Genomic DNA, 20,239 nt, shown 5'->3' on the forward strand with positions numbered 1-20,239 from the left:
TACTATCTCTTCTTAAATATAAGAAGCGTCTTGTCCTTGGTGTCATAAAGAGAGAAAGTCTGTTTATCTGCAAGCTTTAAGCCAGATAGATTTTGGAAAATCTTGAGTTTGTGAAAATACTGCACTATTGTGTCTTGATGTTTTTTATACATGTCATCTTCTATTTTTTCAAACAGAGTAAACTTTGTATGAAGTTCATCATTTTCAAACACTGCATCTACGCTTAAAAACTCATCATCCGTGTCATTGCTCATAGTCCCCTCAGCCACATCACTAAAACCGTAACGGGTGTTTATATCTGCTATAAAAATTCCATCATCTTTAAGTTTTTCAGCTACTGCATCTAAGAACTTTATCAGAGCGTCATTGTCTAAAAAGTTAAGCACATCAAATATACTTACAACAGCATCGTACTTGCCAGAGACTTCACTAACATCGATACATTCTGCGTCAAGACCTTTTAGCTTGCACTCCTCTACCATAACAGAGCTAAGATCAACTCCCTTACATGTAACGCCATCACTAATCATACGTTGCATAAATCCGCCACGCCCACAACCGACATCCAGCAGTGTTTTTACATTAAGCTCATCAAGCTCAGAGCGGTAAAGGTCATAGAGTGCTTCAGTAGCCTCTTCAATACCTAGAAGGTGTTCAGCTTTTGCGTATAAATCTAGATTAGTCATAATTATTTAGCTTCTTGTTCAGCTTTGATAACTTTGTTAATTTTTGCATATATATCTAAAACTTCATCTTTTTTTGCAATATAGCTGTTTTTGTTGGCAATCAGGTAAGTCGAAGAAGTCATTATGTCTTCAACAACTTCTAGTCCGTTTTGTTTCATTGTAGCACCTGTCTCAACAACATCAACAATCATGTCAGCAAGTCCAATAATTGGAGCAAGTTCTATAGAGCCGTAAAGTTTGATTATATCAACAGATACAGCGCGCTCTTCAAAGTAACGCTTTGTAATGTTTACCATTTTTGATGCAACTTTAATGTCCGGCTTATCAAGGTCAAGTTTTTCACCTTTTTTCATGCCGATTGAAACTTTACAAATCCCACGTTTAAGGTCAAGAAGACGAATAACATCTAACCCCTGCTCTTCTAAAGTATCGAGTCCGACAACGCCTATGTCAGCCGCTTGATGATAAACATATGTAGCCACATCTTGGTTTCTAACAAGTAAAAAACGAAATTTAGGAGTATCTAAAATAAGCTTTCTATCATCAAACTTAAAAGTGTCACCAAAGATTGTCTCAAAAATTTCTAAAGTCTCTTTTGCGATACGACCTTTTGGAAGTGCAACTGTTAACATATATTTGCCTTTTTCATTATCTTTTTCATCCCGTTAAACACTACTCTCTCGTCGATTATTGCTTCAGTAAAGATTTTCGCAAACTCTTTTGCATCTCCACCCGTTAAAACTATTTTCATATTATGAGAGAGAACTTCACTCTGAAGTGTTTTAAGATATCCATAACTTATGGAATCTCTGGAATTTTTTGGCATTTTATCTAAATCTAGCTCAAAGTTAAATGAGTAATCCAAAACTGTTGATATATTTTTATATGCGTTACTCATAGCCATAAGCCCTGGATATATAAAACCACCCTCATATTTTCCACTTTTTACAAGGTCAACCGTAATTGCACTTCCGGCATCTATGACAATACCATCGCCTATATCTTCACATGCCATAACTCTATCTATACCGATTGTTTCATAGTATTTTGACATATCTACATGTACAGACAAATCAACCCAATTTTTTAAAGGTTTTAAAATGTTTAAGACTTTTGGGTTAACGCAAATATAAAAAACAATCTCTTTTACCGTTGAGGGGTTAAAAGTTTTAACATCTTTTTTGTAATCTTCATCAGAGTCAAGAAAATGAAACGAAGTATTTCCAATATCACAAAGTAGCATTAGTGAATCTTCCAACCTTGCTTTTTAAATGCCTCACTAGCTTTGGAACATAACGGAGCATCTATAAAAATAATTTTGTGTTTAAAATTATGCCCGCAAAAAATGGTTAACTTTGCATAAATCTCTTCAAATTTATGTACATCTTTCATAAGTATTCTGCTCTTTTGGCTAACCGCAAATATTGCCCAAAAATAACCTGTGATATCCGTAGCTTTAAATATTTTAATCCTGTTTCGTACTCCCAACTCTTTGGGAGATATCTCTAACATTTTTTTATAAATCTTCCCCTTGGCTCTCAAGGAATCTACTACCATTTGCATCTCTATGTGTTTGCCTTTGTAATTAATATCTTATTCTATCAAAACTATCCATAGTTTAAGTAGTTCTTTTGAGAATGTTAAATACAATTTACTTCAAACAAGATTAGTTAAATTAGAGTTGCTATATTCTATCAATATAACTTAAAGACATATATGTTATAATCAAAGCTTAATTTAATAAGATAAAAACAAAGGAACTTTATGAAAAAAAGATTCGGTCTGCTCTTTACTGCGTTTATCCTTAATTCATCAATTGTATATGCCTCAGATTCTCTCGACTTGACTGCTGCTATAGAAATTTTAAAAAGAGAGAACTTAGAGATAAAAAGTGCCTCGTTGGAGTTGCAATCAGCCAAAGAAGATGTAAAAACAGCTTCTGGAAACCATTGGGGGAAGCTTGATTTTATTCAGGATTTTGCAAACTCTGATGATGCCGGAAATGTTTTTGGCTTTAAACTAACCTCTAGAGAGGCTACTTTTGGTGATTTTGGATTTAATGAGTTTTTAGCTCAAATGCCTGCTTTAATAGCTGGAACACCAGGTGCAGGTGAAAAAGTTTTGGCTACACAGCCAGATGACCTAAACTACCCAGACTCAAGAAACTTTTTTCAGAGTAAACTAAAATATGAAGTGCCTATTTTTACAGGGTTTAAAATCTCTAGCTATACAGATATTATGAACGCTATGATGAAAATGAAAACTCTTGAAAAAAAGCAAGTTGTAAACGAAAAAATTTATCAAATCAGAAAAAGTTTTTACGATATGGCTCTTCTTAAAAACTCAAGTGAAAATCTCAATACGATTTTACAAAACATTAACACTCTTGAGCTTGTTACAAAAAATATGATAGAAGTTGGTTATGCAAAAAAAGTAGACCTGCTTGAAGTAAAAGCGAAAAAGGGAAATGTTGAGAGACTTATTTCTCAAATGGACTCTAATCAAAAACTTCTTTACCACTTTATCAGCTTTTTACTAAACCAAAAAGTCACAGAAATCCAAACTCCATCTATGGATATGCCGATGCCATCATACACAAATGATGATATTTTAAATTCTAACATAGATATAAAAAGAGCAAATAATGGACTAGAGATTAGAAAAAGTATGGTACAACTCTCTGAGGCTTCATACTACCCTATGATAGGGGCTTTTGCAGAAGTAGCAACAGCCGATGATTCATTTTTGGGTGAAGCGTCTGACCATACAGCTTACACGGTTGGAGCAAGACTTACTTGGAATATTTTTAACGGTGGGATAGATAGTGCAAATGTTGAGAAAGCCCGTCTTGATTTTATAAAAACAAAAACTGAGGTTCAACTTGCAAATAGCGGAATATCGCTTCAGATAGATAAAATTAAAACAGAGATTGACACTTACAATCACGATATTATCTCTCTAGAAAAAGAGTTGGCTCTTTCAGATGAGATTTACAAAAACTACGAGGGAAGATATAAAGAGAAGCTATCTTCAATGAGTGACGTAATCATAAAGCAGTCTGAACAAATTCAAAAAATTCTGCAACTTAATCAAGCAAGAAACAAAAGAAACGAAAGAATATTCGCATTAGAAAAATTAGCAAATGGAGAAGAAAAATGAAGAGATTTTTAATATTTTTAGCACTGGGAGCTTCGCTTATAGCAGAGAGCATAACACTTTCAGGAACAGTTATTAGTGATAACAAAAAGATGATAACAAGCCGTTTCATGGGCTTTGTAACTGAAGTTAAAGTTTCCGAGGGCGACTTTGTAAAAAAAGGAGACCTTCTTTATTCTATTGATTCAAAAGAGATTGACTCTGCTCTTACTCAGGTTCAACTTGGTATTTCACAAGCGCAACTCTCCCTTCAAATGTATCAAAATCAATACACAAATGTAAAACTAAATCTAGAGCGCCACAAGAGACTTCTTGAAAAAGACATGGTTTCAAAGTTTGAAGTTGAAAACCTAGCACTTGCTGAACAAAACTTAGCAAATATGACAGATATTGCAAAAAAACAGGTTACGCAGGCAGAAGCACAATTAGCAGAAGTTAAAAACCAGTACAAATACCTAAATGTAGAAGCACCAAATGACGGTGTTATTGTAAACAAAAATATAAAAGTGGGTGAGATGGCTATGCCAGGAATGCCAGCTATTATACTTTCAGATTTAACTAACCTTAAAATAGCTGCTGAAATAGCTGAAAATGATTTAAGCCGAATAAAGCATGGAACAAAGGTTACTATAAATATACCATCACAAAATATAAAAGCTATAGGGACTGTAAGTGCAATTATCCCTAATTCAAATCCGATGACACACACATTTGAGATAAAAGTTTCATTTAAAAACACTTACAAATCAGTATATCCTGGTATGTACGCTACTGTAATTGTTAAATAAGGCACTGTTTATGAATAATTATAAACCAAATGATATAGCCGGAAAACTGGCAGCTGGATTTTTAAGGAATCCTCTAACTATTGTATTGGGCATATTTTTACTCTCCATTGGATATCTTGCTCTTATGATTATGCCAAGAGAAGAAAACCCTCAAATGGTTGTAAGTGGCTCTACTGTTATTGTTGCTCTGCCGGGTGCTAGTGCAGCTGAGATAGAAAAAGTAATTGTTAAACCTCTAGAGCGAAAGCTTAAAGAGGTAAAGGGAGTTGAGCATATCTCAGGAATGGCTATGGATAATGTTGGAATTGTAAATGCCGCATTTTTTATTGGCGAGGAGAAAGAGGGCTCAAATCTTAAAGTATATGACAAGATTATGCAAAACTCCGGTATGTTTCCAAAAGGGGCTATGAACCCTATTATAAAACCTCTTGATATTGATGTTGATATTCCCGTTGTCTCTGTTGCTTTTTACTCAAAAAATAAGCAAATGAGCAAAACTGAGCTATATGACAAAGTAAAAGATATTCAGCACCATATAAATGGTCTAAACAATGTAGCTGTTACGGAGCTAAAAGGTGGTAACAGACACCAGTTTAATATAGAAGTAGATATTAACAAACTCTCTGGTTACAATATCTCCATGGGTCAAATTGTAGAGGGTGTAAATTCACTTTCTTACAGTGTTCCAGCTGTAAAAAACAGAACTGAGGAGAACAAGCTTATTATACTTGGTGTCAAAAATGCGATTGAGAGTGCTGATGACATTGGAGATATAATAGTAGCTCAATATATGGGCTCACCAATCTATCTAAAGCAGATAGCAAAAGTAGAAGACTCATATGATATTCAAAACTTTAAATCAGCTCACATTAGTCAAAGAGATGAAGGCGGTAATTTCATGCCACTTCAAGAGCAGGTTACCCTTACTGTTTCAAAACTTCAGGGGACAAATGCCGTAATAATTGCAGATGCTGTTAAAACAGAGCTTGAAACTTACAGAGAGGTTTTAAACAAAGAGGGAATCGGATACACGATAACTAGAAATGATGGACAAAGAGCAAATGAGGCTGTAAATGAACTTGTTTATCACCTTGTTCTCTCTATTGTTATTATAGCTATCTTACTTATCTTAGTTCTTGGCTGGAGAGAGTCTCTTATTGTTACTTTTACAGTTCCGGCAATTTTAGCAATTACCCTTTTTGTTGCTTATTTAACTGATCAGACTATTAATCGAATTACTCTATTTGCATTTTTACTTTCACTTGGTCTTTTGGTTGATGCTGCAATTATTGTTATTGAAAACATCCACAGACACTTACACTCAAAAGATTCGGCAAATAAAACACTCGATAATCTTATGGTAGAAGCTACTGATGAGATTGGACCACCTACAAATATTGCAACTTTAGCAATTATTATGACTATGGTTCCAATGGCGTTTGTTGGGCAAATGATGGGTCAGTTTATGAAGCCAATTCCCGCAAATGTTCCTGTTGCTCTTGTTGCTTCACTATTTGTAGCATATATATTTACACCTTACTTAGCAGCTAGAATGCTTAAAAAACCAGACCACAGCAGCAAGGATAATCACTAATGTTTGAAAAATTTCACAATGCTGTTTTAAATGGCATACAGAGTCCAAAAAAAAGAAACTTTATACTTATGGGAACTCTTTTAGGTTTTATACTATCTGTAATGATGATAGCTCCAACAAAAATGGTTCTGGCAAAAATGCTCCCTGGAAAAAATAACGATACATTCAGTATTTATACTACACTTGTTGAAGGGAGTTCTATTCAGCAGACAAAAGAGGTAACAGACTGTGTAGTTGGTTTAGTTCAAAAAGAAAAAGAGGTCACAGACTTAGAGGTATTTTTAGGGATGGGTGCTCCTCTTGACTTTGCAGGACTTATCAAGGGTTCACACTTTAAAAATAGTGAGAATGTTGCCGAAATAGTTTTAAATCTTACAAAAAAACATGACAGAGTTGAGCCGTCATACTTTATGGTTCAAAGAATGAGACCGAGCATACTTAAAAACTGTGGCTCTATATATGAAGGTACAGATATATCTTTTGTTGAGCCTCCAGCTGGACCTCCTGTTTTAGCGGCAATAGTTGCTGAGATTTACGGAAATGATGCTAAAGGCATAAGAGAGCTATCAAACAGAGTTGCAGACGTTTTTAAAACAACAAGCGGTCTAGTTGATGTAGAAGTAATGCAAGATGAGATTTACGATACTTTTGAGCTGAAAGTTTTAAGTACAAAAATTGCAAAATCTGAAGTAAACATAAAACAGTTAAATGACATACTTTACTTATCTTTTGAAGGTATGCAGATAGCTGTTAAAAACTCAGATACTATAAGTGATCAAATCCCTATCTACCTCTCCTTAAGCAAAGAGTCTAAAAAGTTTTCGTCTAAAGATATCAACTCTATAAAAGCAAAGCTTTCATCGTTGAAACTGATGAATAAAATGGGGATGATGATACCTGTTACAGAGCTTGTAGAAGTGACTGCTAAAAAATCAAATCCTATGATTATGAGTAAAAACCTTCACCAAATGACAAATGTTATGGCTGAGACAGATATGGTTTCTCAGGTTTACCCTCTTATGGACGCTAGAAATGTGATTTTAAACACATTTACAGATAAGTATGAGATTGAAAAAATAGGTCTTTTCAACCTAAGACTAACTGATAAACAAACATCTAAAGTATATAAGCTAATCTGGGATGGAGAGATGGAAGTAACACTGGATACTTTTGTTGAGCTTGGTGCTGCGTTTATAGCGGCTCTTGTTCTTATCTTTTTACTTATGGTAATTTACTATAAAAGTTATACTCTTAGCGGTATCATACTTCTAGGCTCATTCCTCTCAATTATAGGTGTAATTGTAGGTCACTGGATTATGGATGTTTTCACAGCAGACACTTTCTTTTTGACAGCAACTTCTCTTATCGGGTTTATCGCTCTAATAGGTATTAGTTCTCGTAACTCACTTCTTCTTATTGACTTTACAAAATCTCTGATGGATGAAAAGAAGATGCCAAAGGCTGAAGCTATCGCATACGCAACAGCGACACGTGCTAAGCCTATCTTTTTAACTGCGGCAGCAATTATCCTTGCTTCAACACTTTTGGCTGGTGACGCTGTGTTTGGCGGTCTTGGAGTTGCTCTGATATTTGGAACAATTGCGGCTGTTGTGGCTTCACTTATAGTTGTGCCGATACTTATGTATAAAGCAGACTTACAAAGGCATTTTAATTTAGATTAATTCTTACATGTAGAACTCTCTACATGTAGCTTTACAAATTGGTTTTCCATTTTGAAAATGGATTTTCTAAAAGATTAGAGTTGTAGTATCTGGCATCACCGGTTACTTCTTTTACAACCCATTCAGGTAATTCAACACTCTCATTTTCATCTTCAAGCTCTACTTCTGCAACTATGAGACCTTCGTTTTCATTATAAAATACATCTATTTCCCAGGTATGGTTTTTATGCTCAACCAGATACCTTTTCTTATCTATAAATGGTTTTAAGCACAACTTCTCTAACATTTCATTTGCATCATCGAGCGGTATAGAGTACTCAAACTCAACTCTTGATGCACCTACATTTTTACCTTTTATGGTTATAAATGCCTCGTCACCCCTTACTCTCACACGAACAGTAGTTTTATCTTTAGTCTGAATATAACCCTGCTTAATTTCATATCCGTTTTGTAGATTTTCAACTTTGTCTATATCTATTAAAAATTTTCTTTCAATCTCTAAGCCCATTTTTTCTCCCCAGCCAGTCGCTTAGCGAAATAAAATCACTTATTTGCTTTGGTTGTATTTTTACAATATCAGACATACTTTTCACACCCATGGAGAGTAAATACTTTAAGTTGTCATCAAACTTTGCTTCTTCAATAACAAAAATATTATCTTTATGTACTTCAAACATATATCCACCGTTTGGGATTGGTGTTTGCGATAATGTCACAGTGTAATGTTCTTTTATAATGCTCTCTTTTTGAGAATACATAAGCCCTATGTTATACCCCTCATTTGCGAAACCTCTTATAGCCACTACTAAAACTTGTGTTTCACCTTTTTTTGAAGAGTTAAAGATACCTATAATGTCTTTGATTGTTGAGTAGCCTGGTATCTTTGAGATTAATGTCTCTAAAAAAGTAGCTACTCTTGTCTCCATCAAGTGACCGACAAGATACAAAAGTAACAAAAATATAGCCACAACAATAACCAGCCATAAAAATCCGTCATTTTGTGGTGCAAAACCAATAAGCGTAAATACACCGTGTGCCAATAAATCAACTTTATTATATAGCCATAGCACAATCATTACAACCGCTACTATAGGAAGAAGCCAAAATACCCCTTGAAGTGTTACCTCTAAAAAGTGCTTTATTGGTGATTTCTTATTTGTCATTTTTGCTCCGTTTTTTAATCAAATTCTCTGAATAATTAGCTACTAGACTCTGAATCAAGTTCAGAGTGACGGAGTTATCGTCATTCCAAGCTTGACAAAGTTATCGTCATTCCAAGCTTGACTTGGAATCTAGTTTATTAGTCTCAATCTTAATAGAGATTATATCTAAGCTATCATTTAAAGCTTGAAACAAAATCTTTAGTTTACTTTTTATATTCCAACTATTACTTTTAGAATAAAAAAGAATACTGCTGATGAAACTGCTGCAATTGGCAATATACTACCCCAGAAAAATCAAACAACTATTTCTAAAGTTTAATTCTCAAAAGAGTAAACTTACTCAACTTTCGCACATAGATTTCACTAAATCCACGAACTTAATTTGAGTATTAAAGCCCATAAATAGCCACTTTTTAGTATAATTTTGTCACCACAACATCAAAAATACAAGGCTATTTTATGGAACTTGACAATTATATACAAACTGCAGTGAGAAGCATATTAAAGAATCCAATACTTGAAGTGCTAACAGAGATAAAAATCACAAAAATACTTAAGCAGAGCAACTTCATTAAACGAAATGTTGGCTATCCACCATTTCAAATAATATTACACTTCGTTTATATGTTAGTGATGCAAAAACGCCAGTCAACATTTATAAAAAAGAGCGATAGTGCATTTGGGAAAGATGCCTATTACAGATTTATCAAAGATAGTCGTTACAACTGGCGAAAGTTTTTAATGCTAAGTACTACTGCACTTTTGCAAAGAATAAAACCACTACATAAAAATGGTGAACATCGCTTACTCATTATTGACGATACAGTAGAGTCTAAGAGAGGTAAATACATTGAGGGAAGCTGTAAATATATTTGGAGCAATAAAGAACATAGGAGTATCAATGCGCTCAATATCGTATCTCTAAATTATGCAGATTCACATTCAACTTTTCAATTAGATTTTTCTATAAAAATGAATGGTAGCAATAGAAAAGATATTTCAGAGTTCACAAATAAGCTACATCACAGAAGTAATGCATATCAGAGAAAGAGTGAAATTACTAAAGGCAAAAATATACTAGCTATTGAGATGCTGCAAAGAGCTTTGGATAACGGTGTTGATGCAGATTACTTGCTCGTAGATAGCTGGTATGCTAAACCGAATTTCATACATCAAGCTAATGAACTTGGTATGCCAGTAATAGCAAGACTTCCAAACAATAAACTTATTTGGAACTTTAAAGGCAAACATAAAACTATGAATGCAATCTATGACAGTATGAAAAACTATCGTCACAAAAGTAGTGGTAAACATGGCAAAATATCGTACAAATATTTCGATGCCATTGTAGAACATGCAGTTTTAGGTAAAGTCAAGCTCGTATTTTTACACACAGGTAAAGAGTTGTTAGTTTTTATCTCAAGTGATATTACTATTGCAGGCAAAGAGATTCTAGCAACTTATAAAAAGAGATGGAATATTGAACAAGGCTATAAAGATCTCAGAAACCTCTTCGGTTTTGGAAAAGAAGAAAATCGTATCTATGAATCACTAATTGCAAAAATAACACTATCTATGTTTGCATATAACATTGTAAGTTATATTAACCGTATAAAGCATGAACCACAAACTCTTGGAGAACTCTTTAGAGATTTAGAATGTGAGCTTGAAACACTGGCAATATCAATGCAACTCTTTATTAAAATACTGACAAAAATCTCTGAAATCCAAAATGTTGTCAAGGATAATAAAAATTTACTCAATATTATCGCTGTGCTCAGTGCTTATACTCAAAAAGAGTTAGGTTTTATGTGCGAAAGTTGAGTAAATAATTATATAGTGTTTCTACATGTCAAAACTGACATGTAGAATATAAAAAGAGAAGTTAGATTTATATACGTGCGTAGTTAACGCTTGAGCAAGCTTCTAGCTGTAGAAGTTCATTAAGAGCTGCCTCTTTCACTATGCTGTCAACAAGAATAACAGCGATAGCTTGTGCTTTATTGTTTCGTGCAAGAGAGAAGTCTGCAATATTTACGTTATGATTTGCTAAGATTGACCCTATGCTCCCTATTACGCCGGGAACATCACGATTTTTGAGTATTACCAAATCACCTTTAAGTGCTACTTCAATATCAAAACCATCAATTGCAACTATACGAAATACATTATCGTCAAATATTGTTGCACTAATTGTAGTAGTTCCACCCTCAGCCGTAGTAAGCTTGATAGTAATGAGGTTTTTATAAACAGTTGAATCAACAAGAGCTTCAAATTCTACTTTGATACCCTTCTCTTTCGCTATAAAATCAGCATTAACATAGTTGATTGTGTCATCACTCGTTTGACTCATCGCACCAACAGCAACGAAAGTAGCAAGAGACTCTACATACTTAGCTATCTCACCTTGACCGCTTACTTTTATAGCAATTATTTGAGATTTGTTAATCTGAGATTCTAAGAAACCTATCTTCTGACCCATCTCTAAAAATGGCTTAACAAATGGTGGGATTTTACTCTCATCAATTGGTAAATTCATAGCATGAGCATAAGAGATGCCTTTAGCTGCTGCAATTGCATTCTCAGCTGCTTGAGTGCCAATGTTGTACTGAGACTCATAAGTATTTGCACCTAAATGAGGAGAAACAACAATATTATCAAGATCTAAAAGAGGATGATCAGTAGCAGGTTCTTTGTTAAATACATCAATACCTGCGAAACGGATTTTACCGCTTTTAAGTCCGTTATAAAGTGCTTCCTCATTGTAAAGACCACCTCTAGCACAGTTGATTAAAACTACACCGTCTTTCATCTTTGCAATCTCATCAGCAGTAATCATATTTGTAGTTTCTTGATTTTTAGGAGTGTGAATAGTAATAATATCACAAGCTAAAATATCTTCGAAGTTTTTGGTATAAGTCATATCAAGGTCAGTAACTTTTGATGGGTTTATATATGGGTCATACGCAACGATATCCATCTCAAAAGATGCTGCTCGTTTTGCAACACGAGAGCCAATATTACCAAAACCTATAACACCAAGCTTTTTACCCTTCATCTCATAACCGTACCACTTCTCTCTTTTCCAAACTCTTTGGTTTTTAAGATGGTCATGTGAGTATGGGAACATTCTCATACATGAAAGCATGTGCGCCATTGTTAGTTCAACTGCAGCAATAGTATTTGCAGTAGGGACATTCATTACAATAATTCCCTCTTTTGAACAACCTGGGATATCAACATTGTCAACACCAACGCCAGCTCTAACAATAGCTTTCATATTTTTTGCAGCTTTTATAAAATTATCATCAACATCAGTTGAACTTCTAGTAATAGCTACATCAGCATTAGCGATAATATCTAAAAGTTTTACCTTATCTTCATCGGCTGCCATTATAAAATTAATATTTTCATCATTACGAAGCATCTCTAAACCAGCTTCGTGAATATGGTCACAAACTACTATAGTATGTTTTTTCATTATGTATCCTCTTTGTATAGCCCAACATTGGCTGAAATTTGGTATTTTTTTAGCGCATTGACTAAAGAATTTAATTTTTTTATATCTTGTGAATATATCAGTAATTCTACACCATTTTTATCTCTTGATAGATAATACTTTAACTTATGTTGTCCAAGTTCTTCATTTAGGCAAAAAAGCTGGTATGGGTCTAAAATAGTTGCGGAGAGTTTGTATATGGATTTACTAATAACATTGTCATTCAAATCAACTTTTATAAAAACTTCATTTACAGGGTAGAAGTATCCCAATCTCTCAGTTTGAGAAAAGTGGTTTAACCAAATTTTCTTTGGTTCTTTGATAACAACTTCACTCTTGTGTTCTAGAGGGTCTAGGTTGATTTGAGTTTCATTTGAATTGATTGAAATAAGAAAAAAGATGATAAAAACAGCTACTCCGACTGCAATGAGTGGAGTAAACCATTTTAAAATCTTTTGCATAATATTTACTTAAATTTATCTTTAATAAGGTCACCTAAAGAGTGTGATTCATTATCATTAATCTCTTCAAGCATAGCTTGATTTTTAATATAATCTAGTTTTTTAACAGAGAGGCGAATGCGGTCATTACGAGTATCTATAACTGCAATAGCTGCTTCTATTTCTTGTCCAGAAACTAATTCACTTTTTTCTAACGGTGCTAAATCTTCATCACGAATTAAAGCATCAACGCCATCCTCTAAAGAAACGAATACACCAAAATCTTTTATGTCACGGATAGTACCGGTAACGATACTGTTTACTTTATGCGTTGTTGCAAATTTATCAATAGGAGACTCTAGAAGAGCTTTTCTATTTAGAGATATCTTTTGATCTTCTTGGTTGACTTTAGCAATTTTTACTTCAACTTCGTCTCCAGATTTTAAAACATCTTTACATTTAACGTTTTTATCCCAAGAGATATCTTGATTATGTAAAAGACCTTCAACTCCATCAATACGAACAAATGCACCAAAATCAGTTAATGAAGTAACTGTACCAGTAACAACATCACCCTCTTTAAAGTTTTTCATAAATTCATCAAAAGGTTTTGGTAGAAGTCTTTTTAGTGAAACACGAAGCTTATGAGTCTTAGAATTTATTTCGATTACTTCAACATCAATTTCTTGACCTACAGTTAGGTAATCATTAGGATTCTTAACATTTTTGTTCCAAGAAATTTCTGAGATATGTAAGAAACCTTCGATATCATTTCCTAAGTCAACAAATACACCATATGCTTCAATGTTTGAAACGGTTACAGTAATTGTATCACCTTCATCTAATTCGCTCTCAACTTCAGCCCAAGGGTCAGACTGAACAGCTTTAATAGATAATGAAAGATGTCTCTTATCTTTGTCGTAAGAGATTGCTTTTACAGTTACAACATCACCCTCTTTGTAAAGTTTAGATGGGTTAACTGGACCTTTGTAGCTGATTTCATTGTAGTGAACTAAACCATCAACGCCACCAATATCTACGAACATACCGTAGCTAGTAATTTTCTTGATAGAACCTTCTACAAATGTATCTTCTTCCATAAGTTTGTCAATAATATCTTTTTTCTTTTTACGCTCTTCATTAAAAAGTTTACGACGAGAAACCACAATTGAGTTTTGCTCTTCATCAATCTTAACAACTTGTGCTTTAATCTTACGACCAATCACATCGTCAGTATCTTTAAAAGCAGCTAATGAACGAGGCATAAAGAAAGAGACTTCGTCAGCTTCTACTACGTAGCCACCACGATTTTTCTTAGTTATAATACCTTCAATAGTCACATCTTCGAAGTCTTCTTTGTGTGCATCAATAAAATCAATAGTTTTTTGTAGCTCTAAAACTTTTTTATAAGATATTTTAGGACGCTCATTGTAGTATCCTGTAACCATAACTTTAATTTTATCACCAGTATTAAACTTTAGTACGCCATTTTCACTGATTTCATCTAAGCTAAGAATACCTTCTAGCTTATCGCCAACACCAACTAATGCTCTATTTTCATCCGCTTGTATTTCAACAATCTCACCCTCTACGATGCGAGTCGTCTCTTGCTGTTTTTCAGTTGCAGCAAACATCTCTGCAAAATTTTCTTCTTCTTCAAATGATTCGTTATCGAACGCCATTACCTATCCTCTTGTTACATAAAAATTTCGTGATTGTACCTAAATAATGATTATATTACTATTAATTAAGAATAAATTTAGGTATTATAAAAAAGTTTCTTAATTCCTTAAGAACCTTTTTTTATTGAATTTACAACATTTTGTATAATCCAATCGGGAGTAGATGCACCAGCGCTTATACCGCAGAATTTTTTATTTATAAACCATTTATAATCTAAATCGTTTTCATCTTCGATATGATAACTATCACTGCAATTGTCATGCGATATACTAAAAAGCTGTTTTGTATTTGATGAATTTTTACCGCCAATGATTATCATAATATCTGCTTTTGTAGATATTTTTCTGACGGCTTCTTGATTTTCAAATGTTGCATTACAGATAGTATTAAAGACTCTCACCTCTTTATAGCGTGGAATCAAGTAGTTCGCAACTTCCATATAATCTTCGACTTTTCTTGTGGTTTGTGCGACTAAAGCTATTTTATCTTTTAGCTTAACACCTTCTAGATCCTTAGAACATGTAACAACCCTCGCGCCATGGGTAGCATAACTTTTAACACCTTTTATTTCGGGATGAGCTTCATCTCCAAAAATAATAATATCATAGCCCTCTTCGCTCATATCCTGGCAGATTTGTTGTGGTTTAGTCACATAAGGACATGTAGCGTCAACAACATTCACATTGTTTTCTTTTAACTCTTGTAGCTCATTTTTAGGTATTCCGTGTGTACGAATAACTGCTTTATCACCAGATTTAAAGCTTCTATGGTCATCAGTAAGACCAACTTTAAAATCTTTTTGAAGTCTCTCAATTTCTTTATTATTATGAATCAATGGTCCATAAGTGGAAGAGTCTGTATTTTCTTCAGCTATTTTTATAGCCCTTTTAACACCAAAACAAAAACCATATTTTTCAGCCAATTCAATTTTCATCTACTTAAATTCTATCTTTGTAATTCTTTGAAGTAATTCAAAAAAGTTTGGAAATGATGTATTTATACAGTCTAAATCAGTTACATTCATTCCACATCTAAGACCTGCTACAATAAAACTCATTGCAATTCTATGGTCACCATCACTGTCAACAGTGGCTTTTTTTAATTCTCCGCCAGTAACTGTATAACCATCTTCATATTCAGTAGTAGATATACCACAAGCATTTAAGCCATCAACAACTGTAGAAATTCTATCACTCTCTTTTACACGAAGTTCCTCTGCATTTTTAACAACGCTAGTACCCTCTGCACAAGCCATTGCAATTGAAAGAGCTGGGAGTTCATCTATAAGCCAAGAAATATTATCTTCAATAGTTATAGCTTTTAGAGGAGCATACTTTACATGTATATTTCCTATTGGCTCATACTTACTATCTGTTGTTTCATATTTTATATCTGCACCCATTCTCTGTAAAGCCTTAAATGCTTCTATACGGGTTGGATTAAGGGTAACACCTTCAAGAACAATACTAGAATCAGGTGTGATAGCGCACGCAACAGCAAAGAAAAAGGCACTTGATGGATCAGCAGGAACTCTGATTTTCAGTGGAGAAAGAAGCTCTTTCATAGGGTTTATAGTTGTCTTTAAACCATCTACATGTATATCTGCGCCCATACCTTTTAACATTCTCTCTGTATGGTCACGTGATAGTTCAGGCTCTGTGTACGTACATGTTCCATTAGCACGAAGTGCAGCAAGAATCATACAGCTCTTTACCTGAGCAGAGGCAATTTTACTATCATAATTAAAAGCTTTTAAAGACGATCCTCTAATACTAAGTGGAGCTAGATTTGCATCTTCTCTACCGTCAAATATTGCACCAATTTCACGAAGCGGAGTTGTTACACGCTTCATTGGGCGTTTGCGCAAGTATTTATCGCCAGTAAGAACAAAATGACCATTTGCGGAACTTAAAAGACCACAAAAGAGTCTCATTCCTGTTCCTGAGTTTCCACAATCTAGTATCTCAAAAGGCTCTTTAATTCCGTCAGAAGAGATTTGAATAGTCACGCCGTCATCTTCAACTTTAGCACCGAGGTTTTTTACAATTTCTAAAGAGTTCATAGTATCTTCTGCTCTTAAAAAGTTAGTAATTTCACTTGTTCCATTTGCCAACATGCTAAACATAACACTTCTATGCGAGATAGACTTATCTGGAGCAATTTCACTAATTGAAAGTGAAAACGGAGATGCTTTACTTACTTCTACTCTACTCATCTAAGTCCAATTCCTAATTCACTTTTGAGTGTTTGTAAAATAGCATCCATAGATGAAGTAATATCCTCTTCTTCAAGAGTTTTATCATTCGATTGAAGCACAAAACGAATTGAGAGACTCATATTATCACCTAATGATTCATCACTGTATTTATCAACTGGATAAAAACGAACTAAATTAGCTATTTCAGCTGTGCTAATTACTGTTTTAACCTTTTCATAACTCATATCTTGAGGCATAATCAAACTCAAATCTTTAAAAGATGCTTGATATTTTGAAGATTGTTTTGCTGTTTTTAGACCGTATGGCAATTTGTTAAAATCAAGTTCACACATAAATGTAACTTCTAAATTATAAGCATCTTCAACATTTGGGTGAACGCGGAACAACTCCCCTACTGATTCACCATCTATTATTACTTCAGCACACTGGTACATGTGAGATAATGAGTGTTTAGTTTTATATTCACGAAGTTCAAACTTCCCAATTATGTCTGATACTTTTTGAGCGAAGTAAGCAAAATCAACTTTACTTGGTTTTCCAACGTTTGAGAGACTCTCTTTTTCTCTGTCTCCTGAAAATAACATAGCCATCTTAACAGACTCTTCTCTTTTGGAATTAAATAGTGAGCCAACTTCAAAAAGTCTAACAGATGTATATCCGTTTTTACTGTTATTTGATGCTGCTTTTAAAAGTCCTGTTAAAAGTGTTGACCTTAAAGTATCAAGAGTGCTGACTATAGGATTAAGAAGTTCTAAATCATCACTAACAGTTTCAAATCCATACTCAGTAAGAATTTTTTTCTCATCAAAAACAAAATGCACAGACTCAAAAAACCCACTATATGCTGCTTTGTGTCTATATGCTTTTCTCTTTTTGTATGTGAAATAATCATCTTTAAGTCTATTCTCTTCTGTAAACTTAAAAGCCTTTGAAGGTATATTGTCAATACCGATGAGACGAACAATCTCTTCAACTATATCTTGCTTATTTTGTATATCATGTCTATATCTAGGAACAGTGATTACAAAAGTATCGGCTGATGATTTCCTTGCATTAAAACCTAAGTTTTTCAATATTTTAGTTATCTTAACCTTATCAATACTAGCACCGATAATATCGTCAATCTCTTTTTTTGAAATACTGATTATTCTATCTTCACATGTATCACAAAGCTCAATAGTACCTCCAAAAAATGAAGAGTCTGAATTTGATTCCAGAAGGTTTAAACAAAAGCTCAACCCTTGATTTAGTTCAGGCTCACTTCCTCTTGAAGTTTTATAGTACATAGGTCCTGAAACTATTTTATTTTCATGCATCTTTTTAGAGATTACGTCAGGTGGGATGTAACTAGCTTCTATTAAAACAGTACCTTCATTATATGTCACTTTTGACACATCTTCTTGAATTATTCCAACTGTTGAAGCTTTTGTATTTGACATAATGGATGCATAACCATTCTCATCTTCTACTAATTCAATCTTTGCCATAGTTTCATTTTGAGCGCAGAAAAAACCAAAATTATATGCCCTTAATATAACACCGCTGCTATGAGTTGCATATAAAATAATTGACTCAATGTCTGTCTCTCTTTTTTCTTCTATTTGGGCAAGTCTAAGCTTCACTACAAATGGCAAATTCAAATCTTTAAGATCAACTGCTTTGTAGCGAAGATTTACATTTAAATTATTATCATGTGAGAGAGTTAAAATTCTTCCAATTCCAACTCTTTTTTCATCACTCTCTTCTATATTGTTTTCTCTTAATGGTCTGTCAAAAGCTGCACTTAAATCTCTTGCTACACCTCTTATACTAAGGCAGTCTCCACGATTAGCAGTTAGCTCTATCTCTATTAAATCATCACTGAAAATAGAATTTTCACAGACTTCCTCACCTAAGATATATCTTCCAATACTGCTATCGAGTTCTACAATTCCTTCTTGACAATCCTCTAGTCCAATCTCTGAAGCAGAGCATATCATCCCTTCTGACTCAACACCACGGAGTTTTACTGGCTTAATCACGGTACCGTCTGGCATAACAGCACCGATTGTAGCAACTATTACATCAAGTCCAGCTCTAACATTTGAAGCGCCACATACGATTTGACGAATACTTGATCCTATATCTACCTGACAAACATTTAGTTTATCAGCATCAGGATGCTTTTCACACTCTAAAACTTTTCCAAATATTATTTTTTTTGGTATATTATAACTTTTAAGACTATCAACTTCTAAACCAATAGAGTTTAATTTTTTAGCCAACTCATCTGTTGTAATACCGTCTAAATCTATCCACTCGTTTAGCCAACTTCTAGTAACTATCATTGAAACTGCTCCAACAATTTAATATCTCCTTCAAAAAGAGAACGAAGATCACCTATCTGATGAATCAGCATGGCAAATCTTTCAACGCCTAAGCCAAAAGCATATCCACTAACATTCTCATATTTAACTGCTTCAAATACATTTGGATCCACTATTCCACATCCCAATACTTCTAACCAGCCTGTTTTAGAACATACACGACAACCAGAACCTTTACAAAATACACAGGAAATATCAACCTCTGCCGATGGCTCTGTAAAAGGGAAGAAAGATGGACGAAATCTAACTTCTACATCACCAAACATATACTTTAAAAAATCTTCTAATATATATTTTAAATTAGCAAATGAAACTTTACCTTCATCATCTACCAAAAGTCCTTCAACCTGATGGAACATTGGCGTATGAGTAATGTCATAATCACGGCGAAACACAGCACCTGGAGCAATCATACGAATTGGTGGTTTAGTATTCATCATAGTTCTGATTTGAACCGGTGAAGTATGAGTACGAAGAAGCATTTCATCTTTAAAATAAAATGTATCCTGCATATCCCGAGCCGGATGATATTTAGGAAGGTTAAGAGCCTCAAAATTATTAAAATCATCCTCAACCATATTACCTGTTTTAACAGCAAAGTTCATAGAAGAAAAATATTCAACTATTTTGTCCATTGTCTCCATAACAGGATGAAGTGCACCGGATTCAGAGCTTGAGCTAAACATAGAAACATCAATAGATTCAGCTTTCATAGCAGCTTGTAATTCTAATGTTTGAAGAGTTATTTTTCTTGCCGTAAGTTCATTCATCAGCCCACTTTTATGGGTGTTCAACTCTTGTGCTATTTTTGATTTTTCTTCATTTGGTGCTGTTTTCATCTTAGCAAACTGCTCTGCTAACACACCTTTTTTTCCAAACACAGAAATCCGAATCTCTTCGATTTTATCAACACTCTGTGCTTCTTTTATTGCATCATACCACTCTTTCAATAGAGTCTCCATAC

General features: G+C 34.0%; 18 protein-coding genes. 5 read left to right on the top strand and 13 right to left on the bottom strand.

Going from position 1 to position 20,239, the window contains the following annotated elements:
* Window positions 1-2: 2 nt before the first annotated feature.
* The 4 genes from HUE88_RS07880 to HUE88_RS07895 are packed head-to-tail and all read right to left on the bottom strand — an operon-like array spanning window position 3 to window position 2,243.
* Entirely contained in the window at window positions 3-686 is a 684-nt protein-coding gene (locus HUE88_RS07880; RefSeq protein WP_194368177.1) for a class I SAM-dependent DNA methyltransferase, read from the bottom strand.
* A gap of 2 nt (window positions 687-688) precedes the next feature.
* On the bottom strand, window positions 689-1,318 hold the full coding sequence (gene hisG, locus HUE88_RS07885) for an ATP phosphoribosyltransferase (RefSeq protein ID WP_194368178.1): 630 nt from the start codon (window positions 1,316-1,318) through the stop codon (window positions 689-691).
* Window positions 1,312-1,944, bottom strand: coding sequence for a type III pantothenate kinase (locus HUE88_RS07890; RefSeq protein ID WP_229860033.1), 633 nt, complete (start codon window positions 1,942-1,944; stop codon window positions 1,312-1,314). Before HUE88_RS07890 ends, hisG begins: the two co-directional genes overlap by 7 nt.
* Window positions 1,929-2,243: a hypothetical protein gene (locus tag HUE88_RS07895; RefSeq protein ID WP_229860035.1), complete on the bottom strand. Its 315-nt coding sequence runs from the start codon at window positions 2,241-2,243 to the stop codon at window positions 1,929-1,931. The genes HUE88_RS07890 and HUE88_RS07895 overlap by 16 nt, the downstream gene beginning before the upstream one ends.
* A 207-nt stretch (window positions 2,244-2,450) precedes the next feature.
* Here HUE88_RS07895 and HUE88_RS07900 point away from each other — a divergent pair, with 207 nt between their 5' ends.
* Genes HUE88_RS07900 through HUE88_RS14025 form a run of 4 tightly spaced genes read left to right on the top strand, consistent with a single transcriptional unit; the run spans window position 2,451 to window position 7,906 of the window.
* Window positions 2,451-3,845, top strand: coding sequence for a TolC family protein (locus HUE88_RS07900; protein ID WP_194368180.1), 1,395 nt, complete (start codon window positions 2,451-2,453; stop codon window positions 3,843-3,845).
* Complete coding sequence (locus HUE88_RS07905) at window positions 3,842-4,630, top strand: efflux RND transporter periplasmic adaptor subunit (RefSeq protein WP_194368181.1); 789 nt, start codon at window positions 3,842-3,844, stop codon at window positions 4,628-4,630. The genes HUE88_RS07900 and HUE88_RS07905 overlap by 4 nt, the downstream gene beginning before the upstream one ends.
* A 10-nt stretch (window positions 4,631-4,640) precedes the next feature.
* Window positions 4,641-6,224 (top strand): efflux RND transporter permease subunit, encoded by a 1,584-nt coding sequence (locus tag HUE88_RS14020; RefSeq protein WP_194368182.1) that lies wholly within the window; start codon window positions 4,641-4,643, stop codon window positions 6,222-6,224.
* Window positions 6,224-7,906, top strand: a complete 1,683-nt coding sequence (locus HUE88_RS14025) for an efflux RND transporter permease subunit (protein WP_194368183.1) — start codon at window positions 6,224-6,226, stop codon at window positions 7,904-7,906. Before HUE88_RS14020 ends, HUE88_RS14025 begins: the two co-directional genes overlap by 1 nt.
* Before the next feature lie 31 nt (window positions 7,907-7,937).
* On the opposite strand, the gene HUE88_RS07920 is transcribed toward HUE88_RS14025, so the two are convergent.
* Both HUE88_RS07920 and HUE88_RS07925 read right to left on the bottom strand, forming a co-directional pair.
* Window positions 7,938-8,414: a CYTH domain-containing protein gene (locus HUE88_RS07920; RefSeq protein WP_194368184.1), complete on the bottom strand. Its 477-nt coding sequence runs from the start codon at window positions 8,412-8,414 to the stop codon at window positions 7,938-7,940.
* Window positions 8,398-9,069 (bottom strand): DUF502 domain-containing protein, encoded by a 672-nt coding sequence (locus HUE88_RS07925; protein WP_194368185.1) that lies wholly within the window; start codon window positions 9,067-9,069, stop codon window positions 8,398-8,400. The genes HUE88_RS07920 and HUE88_RS07925 overlap by 17 nt, the downstream gene beginning before the upstream one ends.
* 459 nt (window positions 9,070-9,528) lie before the next feature.
* Here HUE88_RS07925 and HUE88_RS07930 point away from each other — a divergent pair, with 459 nt between their 5' ends.
* Window positions 9,529-10,893, top strand: a complete 1,365-nt coding sequence (locus HUE88_RS07930) for an IS4 family transposase (RefSeq protein WP_194368107.1) — start codon at window positions 9,529-9,531, stop codon at window positions 10,891-10,893.
* A 67-nt stretch (window positions 10,894-10,960) separates the two neighbouring features.
* Here HUE88_RS07930 and serA read toward each other — a convergent pair whose 3' ends face one another.
* The 7 genes from serA to pheS form a co-directional block, all read right to left on the bottom strand.
* Window positions 10,961-12,550, bottom strand: a complete 1,590-nt coding sequence (gene serA / locus HUE88_RS07935) for a phosphoglycerate dehydrogenase (protein WP_194368186.1) — start codon at window positions 12,548-12,550, stop codon at window positions 10,961-10,963.
* The gene (locus tag HUE88_RS07940) at window positions 12,550-13,029 is read right to left on the bottom strand and encodes a hypothetical protein (RefSeq protein ID WP_194368187.1); all 480 of its coding nucleotides are present in this window, start codon (window positions 13,027-13,029) and stop codon (window positions 12,550-12,552) included. Before HUE88_RS07940 ends, serA begins: the two co-directional genes overlap by 1 nt.
* Window positions 13,030-13,034: 5 nt before the next feature.
* On the bottom strand, window positions 13,035-14,690 hold the full coding sequence (locus HUE88_RS07945; RefSeq protein WP_194368188.1) for a 30S ribosomal protein S1: 1,656 nt from the start codon (window positions 14,688-14,690) through the stop codon (window positions 13,035-13,037).
* A 107-nt stretch (window positions 14,691-14,797) separates the two neighbouring features.
* Window positions 14,798-15,625 carry a 4-hydroxy-3-methylbut-2-enyl diphosphate reductase gene (locus HUE88_RS07950; protein WP_194368189.1) on the bottom strand — a complete coding sequence of 276 codons (828 nt, stop codon included), beginning with the start codon at window positions 15,623-15,625 and terminating at the stop codon, window positions 14,798-14,800.
* Entirely contained in the window at window positions 15,626-16,906 is a 1,281-nt protein-coding gene (gene aroA / locus HUE88_RS07955; protein ID WP_194368190.1) for a 3-phosphoshikimate 1-carboxyvinyltransferase, read from the bottom strand. It abuts the gene before it with no gap.
* Complete coding sequence (gene pheT, locus HUE88_RS07960) at window positions 16,903-19,236, bottom strand: phenylalanine--tRNA ligase subunit beta (RefSeq protein WP_194368191.1); 2,334 nt, start codon at window positions 19,234-19,236, stop codon at window positions 16,903-16,905. Before pheT ends, aroA begins: the two co-directional genes overlap by 4 nt.
* On the bottom strand, window positions 19,233-20,225 hold the full coding sequence (gene pheS / locus HUE88_RS07965) for a phenylalanine--tRNA ligase subunit alpha (protein ID WP_229860037.1): 993 nt from the start codon (window positions 20,223-20,225) through the stop codon (window positions 19,233-19,235). The genes pheT and pheS overlap by 4 nt, the downstream gene beginning before the upstream one ends.
* Between the last annotated feature and the right edge of the window lie 14 nt (window positions 20,226-20,239).

The sequence above is a fragment of the Candidatus Sulfurimonas baltica genome, assembly GCF_015265455.1.
GTDB classification, from domain to species: Bacteria; Campylobacterota; Campylobacteria; order Campylobacterales; family Sulfurimonadaceae; genus Sulfurimonas; species Sulfurimonas baltica.